The 15244-nt window shown below is 32.9% G+C and carries 12 protein-coding genes and 1 pseudogene; 8 read left to right on the top strand and 5 right to left on the bottom strand.

Translation table 11 applies throughout. The features are described from left to right. The 8 genes from LMF32_RS00005 to LMF32_RS00040 form a co-directional block, all read left to right on the top strand. Positions 1–831 (top strand): ABC transporter ATP-binding protein (locus LMF32_RS00005; RefSeq protein WP_230523387.1); only part of this gene is annotated, 831 nt, incomplete at its 5' end. Positions 832–1051: 220 nt separating this feature from the next. Then, on the top strand, positions 1052–2068 hold the full coding sequence (locus LMF32_RS00010) for a DNA/RNA non-specific endonuclease (RefSeq protein ID WP_230523388.1): 1017 nt from the start codon (positions 1052–1054) through the stop codon (positions 2066–2068). A gap of 164 nt (positions 2069–2232) precedes the next feature. Continuing rightward, entirely contained in the window at positions 2233–4074 is a 1842-nt protein-coding gene (locus LMF32_RS00015; protein ID WP_230523389.1) for an N-6 DNA methylase, read from the top strand. Between the two features lie 19 nt (positions 4075–4093). Beyond that, on the top strand, positions 4094–4375 hold the full coding sequence (locus tag LMF32_RS00020) for a hypothetical protein (RefSeq protein WP_230523390.1): 282 nt from the start codon (positions 4094–4096) through the stop codon (positions 4373–4375). 18 nt (positions 4376–4393) lie between these two features. Further along, a complete protein-coding gene (locus LMF32_RS00025; protein WP_230523391.1) occupies positions 4394–5125 on the top strand; it encodes a hypothetical protein in 732 nt (243 codons plus the stop codon). 285 nt (positions 5126–5410) lie between these two features. Further along, positions 5411–6958, top strand: a complete 1548-nt coding sequence (locus tag LMF32_RS00030; RefSeq protein WP_230523392.1) for a type I restriction-modification system subunit M — start codon at positions 5411–5413, stop codon at positions 6956–6958. Next, on the top strand, positions 6955–8115 hold the full coding sequence (locus LMF32_RS00035) for a restriction endonuclease subunit S (protein WP_230523393.1): 1161 nt from the start codon (positions 6955–6957) through the stop codon (positions 8113–8115). Before LMF32_RS00030 ends, LMF32_RS00035 begins: the two co-directional genes overlap by 4 nt. 2 nt (positions 8116–8117) lie before the next feature. Continuing rightward, on the top strand, positions 8118–11222 hold the full coding sequence (locus tag LMF32_RS00040; protein ID WP_230523394.1) for a type I restriction endonuclease subunit R: 3105 nt from the start codon (positions 8118–8120) through the stop codon (positions 11220–11222). 242 nt (positions 11223–11464) lie between these two features. Here LMF32_RS00040 and LMF32_RS00045 read toward each other — a convergent pair. The 5 genes and pseudogenes from LMF32_RS00045 to LMF32_RS00065 all read right to left on the bottom strand — a co-directional run. After that, positions 11465–11938: pseudogene (locus LMF32_RS00045) on the bottom strand (recombinase family protein); the annotation flags it as partial. A 251-nt stretch (positions 11939–12189) separates the two neighbouring features. Further along, a complete protein-coding gene (locus LMF32_RS00050; RefSeq protein WP_230523396.1) occupies positions 12190–12870 on the bottom strand; it encodes a hypothetical protein in 681 nt (226 codons plus the stop codon). A 54-nt stretch (positions 12871–12924) separates the two neighbouring features. Further along, positions 12925–13641: a Fic family protein gene (locus tag LMF32_RS00055; protein WP_230523397.1), complete on the bottom strand. Its 717-nt coding sequence runs from the start codon at positions 13639–13641 to the stop codon at positions 12925–12927. A 129-nt stretch (positions 13642–13770) separates the two neighbouring features. After that, positions 13771–14154, bottom strand: a complete 384-nt coding sequence (locus LMF32_RS00060) for a DUF5388 domain-containing protein (protein WP_230523398.1) — start codon at positions 14152–14154, stop codon at positions 13771–13773. Position 14155: 1 nt separating this feature from the next. Then, positions 14156–14971 carry an AAA family ATPase gene (locus tag LMF32_RS00065; protein ID WP_230523399.1) on the bottom strand — a complete coding sequence of 272 codons (816 nt, stop codon included), beginning with the start codon at positions 14969–14971 and terminating at the stop codon, positions 14156–14158. Between the last annotated feature and the right edge of the window lie 273 nt (positions 14972–15244).

Below are 15244 nucleotides of genomic sequence, written 5' to 3' on the forward strand. Positions count from 1 at the left end.
GGGCGAATTTCGTTAGCGTCTTTTGTAGCTGTTCAATACTCCAGTAGTTGGATCATAAATAATTTTTTAGGATTATCGCAGTGTATAAACAAGTTAAACAGTATAGGAGAAATCAAGAAGACGATAATTAATACACTGGAATTCAAACAGCCAGATGATACCAATGTATTAAGGAACCAGAAGATTGATTCGGTTGTTTTTCAAAATGTTTCATTCAATTATGAGGACAAGAAAATTTTTGAGCATTTAGATTTAACATTAAATTCAAACGATAATGTACTTTTAGAAGGAGCTTCAGGTAGTGGTAAATCGACATTTTTAAAATTACTGACAAAAAAATTAACCCCAACTAATGGTGAAATTTTCATTAATGGCGAAGATATGAAAAGCATTAGCAAAAATGAATTATACAATTATGTGAGCTTAATTCCCCAAACGGTTGCTATATTTAATGACACACTGAGAAACAATATTACATTAGGAAAAGAAGTAAGCGAAGAAAAGTTAAGTGAAGCAATTAAAAAAGCAGGGTTAGAAGAATTAATACAGCAAGTAGGTTTAAATTATCTAATCGGAGAAGATGGAGAAAGATTATCAGGAGGACAATTGAAAAGAGTAGAAATTGCAAGAGCAATTCTGTTTGATAAACCAATACTCTTAATCGATGAAGGGAATGCCTCACTAGATAAACATAATGCTTTAGCCATAAACAAAACAGTGGCTAATTTAAATAAGTTAGTTATAGACGTCGAACATTATGTCCCGGAAGAGAGTATGAAAAATTACACTAGAAAATACTATTTAGAAAGTAGAAGAGTACAACCAAGTTGATATCAATTTGCAAAGAAGGGGACTACTAACTTTCTAAAAAATATATACAAAAAATGACAGTGTACATTTCAGTTCCTCCGTAAGGTATAATATTATATAGGCTATATTTTTTGTTTTATCCATCATACATAATGATAATCTGTATATCAGAAGCCAAGGAGTTAAAACAAAAAATTAGAAAACTTTAAAAATATTTTGAGATTTAAAAGGAGAGAACAAATTGATAAAAAGAGCATGGTTGTTACTAGTAGTAAGTAGTATCTTGCTAATTAGTGCCTGTACACCAACAGGAGAAGCAACAGAAGAGGTAATCGAATCAGAATCAGTCGAAATGATTGTTGAAACAGAATCAAAAGAAGAGGAATCGTCTAGTCCAGAATCAGAAGCCAGTGAAGAATCTGAATCAGAGTCGGCTGTTTCTTCAGAGAGTGCCGCAAGTACAGAATCTAAACCAGCTGAAGAAGACCAATCGACTATATCTCATGATGGTTACACGTTAATTGAAGTGGACGGTGGAGATTTATCTGGCTATCGTCAAGCGAACGTGGTCGTGGATATTGGGTTTGGTGATAGAGAATATTGGGCCTATACGAATGAATATGGTCAATTAGTTCGTGTAGTCGCAAATGAAATTGTTGTACAAGATGATTCGATTGAGCCAGTCAATTCAAATGGACGCTATTTTTCTGATGAAGCAAAAGTACCTGGTACAGAAGACTCAAACCTGGACGAAGGGCATATCATTGCTGATTCTTTAGGCGGTGTGGCCAATGCCTATAATATTACTCCGCAAGACAGTGTATTGAACCGTCATGGGGATCAAGCCTATATGGAACGCACGATTCAACAAGCAGGTGGCGCAACCAATTTCGAAGCGATTATTACTTATCCCAACACAACTACTCAAATTCCAAGTCGTTATAAATATACTTATACGGTTAACGGTAACCAAGTAGGGGACGAATTTGATAATATTAACCCAGATGAATACAATGAACAGCAAGGTTTAACGGGAGGAAGTAGTGAGTCTTCATCTTCTACTGAATCCTCCGCACCAGAATCTGCTGCACCGAGTACTTCTGCTGAGGGAGACGTATCAACAGTAGATGCCAACGGTAACGGTACTGTTACCATAGATGAGGCTAAATCAGCAGGGTATTCTATGCCGATTACAAGTGATCATTGGCTGTATCAATATATGAGAGATAATGATAACGATGGAATGGTTGGAGAATAGGTCTAAATAACGATAGAGAAAGACCAGATTAAAGTCTGGTCTTTTTTTACATTTAAATAAAATTCATGCGTTTACTATAAAATAGTATTGACAATACTATTTTATAGTGTTATTATTACTTTATTGAAAGAAAGAGACAAAAATACGAAATGAGGAAATTAATTATGGATAATCAATTATGGAATGCACTTGATAAATTACGTGGGAGTATTGATCAAGACAACTACATCATCTTAATTACTGCAACAACATTAGTGCAATATAATGATGAGACAAAAATACAGACACTATTACAGTCTTCGGATTTCAGTAGTAATAAATTTAAACAAGAGGTAAATATTACAACAAAAGATTTAGAGATTGAAATTCCTCGTATATTAGAAGAACTAAACATTATTCTAGAAAAAATAGAAATGAATGTACTGCAAGAGTTTTTATTTAGCGCTTTAGATTCATTTAAAACGATTACTCCAACAGAGTACTTTGAGGAATTTATTAAAATGTCTGAAATAAACTCAGGAAAAAGAGGGGGAGAAAATAGCACCCCTAACAATATAAATAAATTAGCTTTAAAGATATTGAATATTTCACGAGAAGAATCGTTTCTGGATCCTTCTTGTGGATATGGGAATGCTATTGTAACTCTTTTAGAAGATAACCCATCTCAAGAAATAGTTGGGCAAGAAATCATTCCATTAGTAAGTGAAATCATTAAAGTTAGAGCTATGTTATCTGGAGCTACAAATACAATTATTCAAACTGGAGACGTTCTGAAAGACCCAAAATATACTGATAACGGTTCTCTTAGAAGGTTTGACACTATTTATTCCGATGCACCTATGGGAATGAAAATAACTTCTTTTGAACCTTTTGAAGAAGATTCTTATAATCGTTTCATTTACGGTATTCCACCAAAATCAAGTGCTGATTGGGGATTTATTAGCAATGGAATTAGTTCATTAGCCGAGAAAGGAAGAGCTGCTTTTTTAACAAATACTGGTGCTTTGTTCAGAACTGGAACAGAGAAAAAAATCAGACAACGAGTTTTGGATTTTGACTTGGTAGAAGCTGTAATTTCATTAGCTCCTGGATTATTATCTTTTTCTACAATTCCAACAGTATTGTTGATTATCAATAAAAACAAACCAAAAATGCGAAAAAATAAAGTATTAATGATTAATGCGGAAGAAATAGTAACTGATGATAAGCAAAAATTTTTATCTGAGGATAATATTCAGTTTATTTATGACTTATACACTAATAATCAAGAAGTGGACCAAGTTAGTAGATTTGTTGATCTAAAAGATATTGAAGACAGTAACTTAATACCTTCAAAATATGTAATTAATAACGAGATAAATTTAGGTGATTTAGGGAGAGTACGTTTAAATTTTAAAAAAATCAATGAATTAAACACCGTAGAATTAGGTGAAATTAGTGAAATAAAAAGAGGGTTCAATCTTACAAGTAAAGATGAGTCAGAAGATGGAATGTATCGTGTTGTAAAAATATCTGATGTTCAAGAGGGAAAGATTGATTTTGAACATTTAGCTAGATGTAATGTAAAGAAAAATACGAAAGTCGAAAATTTCTTAATAAAAAAAGGCGATATTCTTATTTCCACACGTGGAATGACCACAAAGATAGCTGTTGTTTCTGAAGATGTAGAAAATGTAGTTTTATCACAGAACTTTAACTATATTCGACTTAATGATGCGTTTGATCCTATATGGATAAAAATGTTCTTAGAAAGTCCGGTAGGACAATTCCAGTTAGAATTAAACGCTGCAGGTTCTGTGGTCAAATTATTACAAACAGCTGATATTAAAGAGTTGAAAATTCCAGTGAAACCATTAGAGAAACAAAAAGAAATTATATCCTTTTATAAAAAAGAAGCGAAAAAAATTCAAAATGAAATAGAAAAGTTACAAATACAATTAAAAAACGAAAAGTTGAAGATGTTTAACTCTATGGGATTAGAAGAAACCTTTGAAATCCTAGAATAATAAAAAGGAGGACGAGATCATGTTAGAACAGAGTTATTGGAAAGTGGTGTTGCGTTATGGTCATGTAGGACAGAGAAAAGAGGTTTACGTGGCGAGATATTTAGCGTTCAATGAAGAGGTATCACTGCTAGACGTATGTGAATGTGCAAAAGAAATGCCGGGTGTAAAACATTCGAAACTAGTAAGCTTTGCTAAAAAGATTGATTACACAGAGTACCTAACTGGAAAAGAATCAGAGAAAGAAAATTTCTATTTGCAGAAATTAAAGACTTTCAATCAAATTTATGAAAATGTAGCATAATAAAAAAGGAGGTATTATATGTTAAATATGAGGAAAGTAAGTATTTTTCTACCTGATTCTTATAGAGAAGAATATATAGCTTTATATATAAAGTTAATTGAAAATTATAAAAAAATATCTACTCAGATTTTTTCTTCAGTAGATAAAACAACTGAAGAGTACAGCAAGATGCTAGAAAAAAAGGCTAATACTAACTATGACTTTGAGCTTGTAGATCCTGGAGATGTATTAGAAAGCATTTACCATGAAACAATTGAATTTTACGAAATGGAAAAGTTAATGGAGTATAATTTTAAATTAAGTTCTCTTGCCTCAGCATATCAAATGCTAGAGCAACAATTAAGAAAGTTTATGTATGAAGAAATTAATCATGATTTTAATAAAATTCAAAAAAATGATTTTCTTGATTTTGGAACTAATATGAGGGAAATTAAAAAACTTTATAAATTTGTTGGTTACGACTTGTCTTCGAACAAACATTGGAGTGATATTGAAGATTTGTATGATATCGTTAATACTTTCAAGCATGGTAGTGGACGCTCGTCGCAAAGACTTTATGAAAAGAATCCTGGTTTATTTTTGAAGTCAGAATTTAGTGGCAAAAGTTTAATTAACCTAGAACTAACATCAAATGCAACAATAGTTTTAGATATAAGTCATTTAGATGTTGAATACTATATAAACACAATAATTGATTTTTGGAAAGAATTTCCTGAGGAGACAAGTGCTGAACATCCAGTTGCGGGCTAAAAGGTTCTAGGTGGTAAGTTAGAAAAATGTTAAACTAACAGTAGTAATATCACTATTTGTACAAAAGAGAAAAAATGGAGGACTATATAATATAGCAAAATATATTACATGGTTCTATCGATACAAGTGATTACAAAATCTATATTTTTGGCTTATTATTTTTAAAATGAATTAACATTGTAATAGATTTTTCTTATGCAAAGCATCGTCTGAGTCGAATTAAATAGAAAAGAAAAAATTGCTCGGAGTTTCCGAGTGACTATTATCATAAATGGAGGTATTTAAATGTCAAGTGCAATACAACGAGCTAAATTACAATCACAAATATGGAAAATAGCTAATGATGTTCGAGGATCAGTAGATGGATGGGATTTTAAGCAATATGTTCTAGGGACGCTTTTTTATCGTTTTATTAGCGAAAACTTTTCTTCTTATATCGAGGGTGGTGACGATAGCGTCAATTATGCAGAACTTAATGATAACGTTATAACCAACGAAATCAAAGAAGATGCCATAAAAACAAAGGGTTATTTTATATATCCAAGTCAAATGTTTACTAAAATTGCTAAAACGGCTAATACAAATGAAAGTTTGAATACAGATTTAGCTGCAATATTTTCTGCTATTGAAAGCTCTGCTAATGGTTATCCCTCAGAGCTAGATATTAAGGGGTTATTCGCTGATTTTGACACGACAAGCAATCGATTAGGAAATACTGTAAAAGATAAAAATAGTCGTTTAGCTGCGGTTATTAAAGGGGTTGAAGGTCTCGATTTTGGTGAATTTGAAGAAAATCAGATAGATCTCTTTGGTGATGCTTATGAGTTTCTAATCTCTAATTATGCTGCCAATGCAGGTAAATCTGGTGGTGAGTTTTTTACACCACAGAGTGTTTCTAATCTGATTGCACAATTAGCGATCCACAAGCAGACAACGATTAATAAAATTTATGATCCTGCAGCAGGTTCAGGTTCCCTACTTTTACAAGCAAAAAAACAATTTGATGCTCATATTATAGAAGATGGTTTTTATGGACAGGAAATTAATCATACAACGTATAACCTTGCTCGTATGAATATGTTTTTACACAATATAAATTACGATAAGTTCCATATTGCTTTAGGTAATACACTCTTAGAACCTCATTTTGGTGATGAGAAACCTTTTGACGCCATTGTATCTAACCCACCATACTCCATAAAATGGATTGGAAATGACGATCCAACACTTATTAATGATGAACGTTTTGCTCCTGCAGGAGTATTAGCACCAAAATCTAAAGCAGATTTTGCCTTTGTTCTCCATGCTCTTAGTTATCTTTCAAGCAAAGGACGTGCAGCAATCGTTTGTTTCCCAGGAATTTTTTACCGTAATGGCGCAGAACAGAAAATCAGGAAATATCTAATCGATAATAATTTTGTTGAAACGATTATATCATTAGCTCCTAACTTATTTTATGGAACTACGATAGCTGTTAATATATTGGTACTCTCTAAACATAAAGGCGATAATAAAACACAGTTTATTGATGCAAGTGGGATAGATTTCTATAAAAAGGAAACAAATAATAATATACTTACAGATAAACATATTGCAAAAATTATAGAGATATTTGACAGAAAGGAAAATGTTGACTATGTTGCAAAATCTATTGATTATGATGCAATAGTTGAAAATGATTACAATCTTTCTGTAAGTTCATACGTAGAAGCTAATGACATAAGACAAATCATTGACATAAATGAACTAAATGCAGAAATAAAAAATACTGTGTTAAAGATAGATAAGCTCCGTGCTGAAATTGATGAGATTATTGAGGTGATTGGATCATGATGAAGCTTAACTTTATAGATGAACTTCTTGATGGCGTTGAAATTGTGTGGAAGAGATTGGGGGAGGTTACGACCATTAAAACTGGACAATCTGTAAGCAAACAGCTGATTTCAACCAATCCTGGTAAATATCCTGTAATTAACAGTGGGCGTGAACCTCTTGGTTTTATTAACAAGTGGAATACTGATAATGATCCAATTGGTATAACAACACGGGGAGCAGGAGTTGGGTCAATTACTTGGGCAGAAGGTAAGTATTTCCGTGGTAACCTGAATTACTCAGTTACGATTAATAGTAATCAAAAAATTAACGTCAGGTATCTATACCACTTATTGCTCGAAATGCAGGCAGACATAAAGGCGTTATGTACATTTGTAGGAATTCCGGCTTTAAATACAGGTAACTTAAAAGAACTTAAAATCCCAATACCCTGCCCAGAGAATCCAGAAAAATCTCTTGAAATCCAAGAAGAAATCGTCCGTAATTTGGACACTTTCGCAGAGCTTACCGCAGAGCTTACCGCAGAGCTTACCGCTCGTAAAAAGCAATATACTTATTATCGTGATCAGTTGTTGACGTTTGACGAGGATGAAGTTGAGTGGAAGGCATTGGGCGAAACGCTAGTTCGTACAAAAGGAACAAAAATTACAGCGGGACGAATGAAAGAAATAAATAAAATCAATGGACCGCTTAAAATTTTTGCGGGAGGAAAAACTATTGCATTTGTTGATTTTGAAGATATACCTGAAAAAGATATAAACCGTGAACCATCTATTGTAGTTAAGTCACGTGGTAATATAGAATTTGAATATTATGATAAAGCATTCTCGCACAAAAATGAAATGTGGTCTTATCATTCGAAAAACAGAAACATTAGTATTAAGTTTGTTTATTATTTTCTTAAAATTAATGAACTTTATTTTCAAAATATCGGAAATAGAATGCAGATGCCACAAATTGCAACACCTGATACTGATAAATTTAAAATTCCTATACCTCCACTCGAAGAACAAAAGCGCATTGTCTCAATCTTAGATAAATTTGAATCATTAACTTCTTCAATCACAGAGGGTTTACCTCGTGAAATAGAGTTGCGTCAAAAACAATACGAGTATTACCGTAATATGCTTCTTAGTTTTCCAAAAGAGGGGGTGTAAAAATGTCAGATTTCAAAACCATTGCAGAATCAAACAACTTTATCGTTCTAGATAAATATACCAAGATAGAACAACAAGTATCAAGCTACCAAACTGAAGCCGATTTAGAACGAGAACTGATTCAAGATTTGGTCAATCAAGGATATGATCATCTTACCGACTTAACCACTCCTGAAAAAATGCTTGCTAATGTTCGTGTGCAATTACAAAACCTTAATAATATTAAATTTTCAGAAGCGGAATGGGCTAGATTTTGTGTTCAATTTTTAGATAAACCAAGTGACAACAATATCGATAAGACCCGGAAAATTCATACAGACTATATTTATGATTTTGTCTTTGATGATGGTCATGTTCAAAATATTTATCTCGTGTATAAAGATGAAAAAAATATCGCAAAAAACAAAGTTCAAGTGATTTCACAGTTTGAACTAAAAGGGAATCAGGCTAACCGATATGATGTGACGATTTTAGTTAATGGGTTGCCTTTGGTACAAGTTGAATTAAAAAAACGTGGAATTGCTATTCGAGAAGCATTTAATCAAGTTCATCGATACAGTAAAGAGAGCTTTAATTCAGAGAACTCTTTATTTAAGTATTTACAGATTTTCGTGATATCTAATGGGACAGATAGCCGATATTTTGCTAATACGACTAAGCGAGATAAGAATAGTTTTGACTTTACTATGAACTGGGCTAAATCAGATAATACCTTGATTAAAGATTTAAAAGATTTCACAGCAACGTTTTTCCAGAAAAACACATTATTGAATGTATTATTCCACTATTCAGTTTTTGACTCCAGTGATACGTTACTTGTTATGCGACCTTATCAAATAGCAGCAACTGAAAGAATTTTATGGAAAATAAGAAGCTCATACCATGCTAAAAAATGGAAATCCGTCGAAAGTGGTGGATTCATTTGGCATACAACAGGTTCAGGCAAAACGCTAACAAGTTTTAAAGCAGCTCGTTTAGCTACCGAGCTGAATTTTATCGATAAAGTATTTTTTGTGGTCGATAGAAAAGACTTAGACTATCAAACGATGAAAGAGTATCAACGATTTTCTCCTGACAGTGTAAATGGGTCTGAAAATACTGCGGGATTGAAGCGCAACATAGACAAAGATGATAATAAAATTATTGTCACTACGATTCAAAAGCTAAATAATCTGATTAAAAGCGAAACAGATTTACCTATATACAATAAACAAGTAGTATTCATTTTTGACGAGGCTCACCGCTCACAGTTCGGTGAAGCGCAAAAGAATATTACAAAAAAGTTTAAACAATATTATCAATTTGGTTTTACTGGTACACCTATTTTTCCTGAAAATGCTTTAGGTTCTGATACAACTGCAACAGTATTTGGACGAGAACTACATTCTTATGTTATTACAGATGCCATTAGAGACGAAAAAGTCTTGAAATTTAAAGTAGATTATAATGATGTGCGTCCTAAATTTAAGTCGATTGAAATGGAACAAGATGAGAAAAAATTATCGGCAGCAGAAACAAAAGCAGCTTTATTACACCCTATAAGAATAAAAGAAGTATCACAATATATCCTGAATAATTTCAGATTTAAAACGCATCGGTCTCACGCTAATAGAAAAGGATTTAATGCAATGTTTGCTGTAAGCAGTGTTGATGCAGCAAAGCTATACTATGAAGCTTTGACTACTTTACAAAAAGACAGTGAAAGACCTTTGAAAATTGCGACAATATTTTCTTTTGCTGCTAATGAAGAGCAAAGTGCGATAGGTGAAATCCTTGATGAAACTTTTGAACCTTCTGCTATGGATAGCAGTGCAAAAGAATTTCTATCTCTAGCAATAAAGGATTACAACCATATATTTAAAACCAACCATGGGGTAGATAGTAAAGGGTTTCAGAATTATTATCGTGATCTTGCTAGTCGAGTAAGAAAACAAGAAATTGATCTTTTAATTGTAGTGGGGATGTTTTTAACTGGATTTGATGCACCAACACTGAATACTCTATTTGTCGATAAGAATCTTCGTTTCCACGGCTTAATGCAGGCTTTTTCAAGAACTAATCGGATTTATGATTCTACTAAAACATTTGGAAATATTGTTACTTTCAGAGATCTAGAACAAGCAACTATAGATGCAATCACTCTTTTTGGAGATAAGAATACTAAGAATGTGGTACTTGAAAAAAGCTACAAAGAGTATATGGAAGGGTTTACGGATATTGCCACTGGGGAAGCCTGTCGTGGGTATGTAGATGTAGTTAAGGAATTAGAATCTCGTTTCTCCAATATTGATGAGATTGTCACTGAAAAAGATAAAAAAGATTTCGCCAAACTATTTGGTGAATATTTACGAGTAGAAAACATCTTACAGAACTATGATGAGTTCTCTAATTTAAAAGGTCTACAAGAAGTAGATTTAAGTGATACAGAAGCAGTGGAGGAATTTAAATCGACTCATTATTTAAGTGACGAAGATATTTCTGATATGAAGGAAATTAACATACCTGAAGAAAGAATGATTCAAGATTATAGATCAACATATAACGATATTCGTGATTGGATTCGACGTGAAAAAGCAGGTAAAGAAAAAGAGGAATCACATATAGATTGGGATGATGTTGTTTTTGAAGTTGATCTTTTAAAGTCCCAAGAGATAAATTTGGACTATATTCTAGAACTAATCTTCGAGAAAAATAAAAAAGTAACAGATAAAGGATTACTGGTTGAAGAGGTTCGTCGTTTAATTCGTTCTAGTGTTGGGAACCGTTCGAAAGAAAGTTTAGTAGTCGACTTTATCAACGAAACAGATCTAGATAAGATTCAAGATAAAGTTAATATTATAGATTCCTTCTTCTCATTTGCTCAATCAGAACAAAAACGTGAAGCAGAGGAATTAATTGATGCTGAAGAACTTAACGAAGATGCTGCGAAGAGATATTTACTTTCATCTTTAAAAAGAGAATATGCTAGTGAAAATGGGACAGAGTTGAATGAAATTCTACCTAAAATGAGTCCTCTGAATCCTAAGTATTTAAAGAAGAAGCAAAGTGTTTTTCAGAAGATTGCTTCATTTGTAGAGAAGTATAAAGGGGTAGGAGGAAAGTTATAATAAAGGTTTTATTGAGATCTGGTTCCTTTTTGAAGCTACTGAATAAATAAAGGATTAATCGACTTGGTTAGAATCTATTTCTTTTGGTAGAGCGTCTTTTCTTAGCAAACCAGCAAAATCAAAAGCAGGAGAAACTTTAAAAAAATATCAAGATAAAAAGCATTAAGTCACTTACAATCATATTTGTTAATTAAAAATAAATATTTCAAGTTAAGAAACTGAAGGATAATACCTCAATAGCTCTAATCTTCAGTTTCTTTTAATTTGTACTTAATGTCAGATGAAAATTGTTTGGAATCTCTTTCTTTTATCTTCCTGTATAATGATCCTTGAGTAATACTAGTAATACGAATAATGTCTTTGATGGAATATTGACCTGAATCATATAAGCTTAAAGCATCTTTTACTTTTTGTTTATCTAATATAAGTCTGCCAAGTTTTACACCACGTGCTTTAGCAGAAGCTAATCCTTCATTTACACGCTGTACTGTCAAATATCGCTCTAATTGAGCAATCACTGCCATCATCTGATACATGGCCTGGTCAGTTGGAGTAGAAGTATCTATGTTTTCTTTCAACGATACAATTTCTACTTCTTGTTCTTTTAGCTCTTCAACAGTAGAGAGGATATCTAGCGTTTTCCTACCTAAGTGACTAATAGATTCAATAATAACAGTATCCCCAGGTCGGACACTATTAAACAAGTTATCTAATCCTGCGCATTTCTTTTGCGTACTGGTAAATTTTACTTAATTTCATGTACTAGTACTAATATAAGTAAACTTTAATTAAAGTAATAATAGGGAGATGATAGTAACTATAGTAAAATATTTTATATAGTATTTGTTAATGTTGTATAGCACTAATACATCAGAGGGTACTTCATTCTTTAATCGCATTAAAGAATGAAGTACCCTGCCGATTACTGATGAAAAATCGCCTCAAGAAATATTTTAGGGATTAGAGCTTACATAACTGGAATATTTGGACGTCCAATTTCACAAAAAAGGTTTCCAATATAAGACATTTCCAAGTAAGATTCTTGCCGAGTATATTCACTGCCAACAGTAACTGTGTAGGGCATCCTATTAATAAATCCCAGTCCTGCTAATCGTTCAATACGGTATAACTCCTGGGATGAGGTGTCTTTAATTTGACCGCTGTGAATTTTTAGAAGCATTTCCATATCAGACAAATAGGATCGGCTCAAAGTATCTGTTAACTCTTGGAATTCCGTATAACTTAATTGTTCATTAATATAAGCCACTACAAACTTTGCTAAGATGGTTGACTTTTCAAGATCTATCGTCGATTCTAAAATCAACATAATCCGGTCAACTTCTTTTTGAGATTTTTTATCACCATTTTTAATACGCTCAACAAACTTTTCTTTTTTTTCATTTATTATAGTTCCATTGTTTAATTCGTGCATGAACTGTAAAGTTTGACGAATAAGATTACGATTTTTAAGCATAATTCCAGTCTTACCTATCGCCATAATTGTACTAACAATTGGTATGTCTTTAATGATTTCAGATTCAAAAAGGGTATCAAATGAAGCTTCAAGCATGTCAACGCTCACATCTTTTGTACTATCATTTAAAATCGTTTCTGAAAAACTTTGTACTAACTTATTATCTGCCTCCATAAACTACCTCCATGAGCACTAAAACCTATGCGAAAGTATACTTTCGCATAGGTTTTAGTCGTACTTAATTTGTTCCTGATCCATATTCTGAAAGGCATGCATTCTTTTTTTCTCTCTGTCCAATCTTTTTTTTGCAAATTGAAAGCCTTCTACATCTTGGTTGGCCAGAAATTCAACATACTGTGCTTTGGTTTCTTTTTCAATGATGAGTGGTGGGAATCCTTCTTTTAACAATGAATACATTATTATCATCCGCCCAGTGCGTCCATTTCCGTCGGAGAACGGATGAATTCGTTCAAATTGGATATGTGTATCCAGAATGGCTAAAAGTTTATCCTCGTTCGTTTTAGCTGTTTCTAATCGGTATTGAAGATTATCGACTAGCTGTGTCACCAGTACAGGAGTCTCTTCTGGAGAAGCCGTTTGAAACTCCGCCCCAATTATCATGTTCTCACTCTTTTTAAACTGTCCTTTATCGTACTGCAAGCGATCCGTTAAATCAGCATAAATTTCTTTAATGATGCTGACAGATAGTGAATCTTCATTGATTAAAAGACTGGCCATTCTTCCAAATGCTTGCTTGTGGTTCTCAATTTCATAAAATTCTCTAACCGTCGCCCTTGAACTGGTCGGTAAAGTACCATTCACGATGATGGAGACTGTTGCAGGTAAAGAAATCGTATTGCCTTCTATTCCTGCTGAATGATGAGCTAAACGAACAAGAATATCATCGAGGTATTCCTGCGTGAATTTCTCTAAAAAGTGTTTCATGTGTTCTCCTTCTCCATTCCTTAATACTAATCTGTAGACCTATTTAAGATGCCTTTGCCCAAAGGCCCCCCCCTAAGTGTTAAAGTGGTATAATGGTAAAATGGTAAAATGTTATGTAACATCATAACATTATTTTTTGGCTTTCTTCTGGTGTCTTTTGACGTCTTTATCTTCATATATTTGAACTAAATCCATAAAACGTTTTGTGTCACTATCGTTTAAATTATCAACGTATAAATTGACAAAAGTCTCTACCATTTCTTTTTGACTATCTGAATGCCCCATTGTAATCAGGGCCGCTATTTTATTGCGGATATGATTATCGACGCGGATATTTACGGGTTCCGTTATAAAACTGGATACAATGGCTTTTTCTTTTGAGGAAGGTTCTTTATCATAATTAGTTTTATCAATATCAACACGACTCACTTGGTTATTTATCTCAATCTTTGGTCCACGGGTCAATGTTTTTTTGTTTTTATTTTTTATTTGATCATGATTTAATAGCGCCATTCTACACCCCTACTTTCTCTAAACGACTCAAAATTTCGGTAGATACGTTGGTAAATATCTCATGAACTCTCCGATCATGAATGTCTTTGGGACTATCCGTAACGCCTTCCATGTCCATTCGCTTAATTCGTTCCATAATGGATATTTTATTTTCAAAAACATTATCAGGTCCAAAGCTTTCCAAGGCGGCTTTAAGAATTTCTTTGTCCACACGTGCACCTTTTTTACTCAATACTGGTAAAATGCCTAGTATGTCTACGGAAGAGTGAAATTCATTAATCAAAGTCTCTTGTAAGTAAGTTATAAACACCTCTGCACCCGATAATGATCGCTCTTGTGTTTGTAAAACAACTATAATTTGGTCACAAGCATAGAAAGCCGTATCATTTAACAAACTTAGAGTAGGTGGCACATCTATAAAGATGAAGTCGTAATTTGATTTTAAAGGCTCAATTAGCTTTTTAAAAAATGATACGCGATCTAATTCATTGTTGAAATTTCTTTCCAGATATCTAGCATACATAGAAAAATCAACCGCATTTGGAATCAAAGTAAGGTTTTCTGTAATTTCTATCGTTACTTCATTTAAAGGAATCTGATCATTAATAGCTCCCATTAATGACTTATCAATGGTAATAATATCGCTATCTGCTGATTTTGTTTTTAAAAGTAAAGATGTCAGGTTTGCTTGAGCGTCAAAATCGATAATAAGTACTTTATGTCCCGATTTAGCTAGATTGTATCCTACGAGTGCTGTAGTGGAAGTTTTCCCTACTCCCCCTTTAAAGTTTGCAAAACTCATTACAGTTGCTGTCATATGTTAACTCCCCCTAAATGTTATTTACCACTATCATACCTGAACTCCTAAAAAAAGTATACTGAAACTCCCCCAAAGTGTGACAAAACATTAACTTTTCTTTATAAACGTACTAAAACTCCCCCGAAGTGTTGAAGTGTTAGAATGGTGAAATGTTCAAATGTTAAAGTGTTATAATGGTAAAATGGTGAAATGTTCAAATGGTAAGATGTTAAAGTGTTATTTTAATAACGTAAAAATATTGTTATATCAACAAACTATTAATACTCCCCC

Origin of the sequence: Desemzia sp. C1 (assembly GCF_020882875.1) — a bacterium.
Lineage (GTDB): Bacteria > Bacillota > Bacilli > Lactobacillales > Carnobacteriaceae > Desemzia > Desemzia incerta.

Coding starts and splice junctions, on each gene's coding strand:
- LMF32_RS00015 (WP_230523389.1), top strand. CDS start 2,233: ATGGATAATCAATTATGGAATGCACTTGATAAATTACGTGGGAGTATT.
- LMF32_RS00020 (WP_230523390.1), top strand. CDS start 4,094: ATGTTAGAACAGAGTTATTGGAAAGTGGTGTTGCGTTATGGTCATGTA.
- LMF32_RS00025 (WP_230523391.1), top strand. CDS start 4,394: ATGTTAAATATGAGGAAAGTAAGTATTTTTCTACCTGATTCTTATAGA.
- LMF32_RS00030 (WP_230523392.1), top strand. CDS start 5,411: ATGTCAAGTGCAATACAACGAGCTAAATTACAATCACAAATATGGAAA.
- LMF32_RS00035 (WP_230523393.1), top strand. CDS start 6,955: ATGATGAAGCTTAACTTTATAGATGAACTTCTTGATGGCGTTGAAATT.
- LMF32_RS00040 (WP_230523394.1), top strand. CDS start 8,118: ATGTCAGATTTCAAAACCATTGCAGAATCAAACAACTTTATCGTTCTA.
- LMF32_RS00050 (WP_230523396.1), bottom strand. CDS start 12,870: ATGGAGGCAGATAATAAGTTAGTACAAAGTTTTTCAGAAACGATTTTA.
- LMF32_RS00055 (WP_230523397.1), bottom strand. CDS start 13,641: ATGAAACACTTTTTAGAGAAATTCACGCAGGAATACCTCGATGATATT.
- LMF32_RS00060 (WP_230523398.1), bottom strand. CDS start 14,154: ATGGCGCTATTAAATCATGATCAAATAAAAAATAAAAACAAAAAAACA.
- LMF32_RS00065 (WP_230523399.1), bottom strand. CDS start 14,971: ATGACAGCAACTGTAATGAGTTTTGCAAACTTTAAAGGGGGAGTAGGG.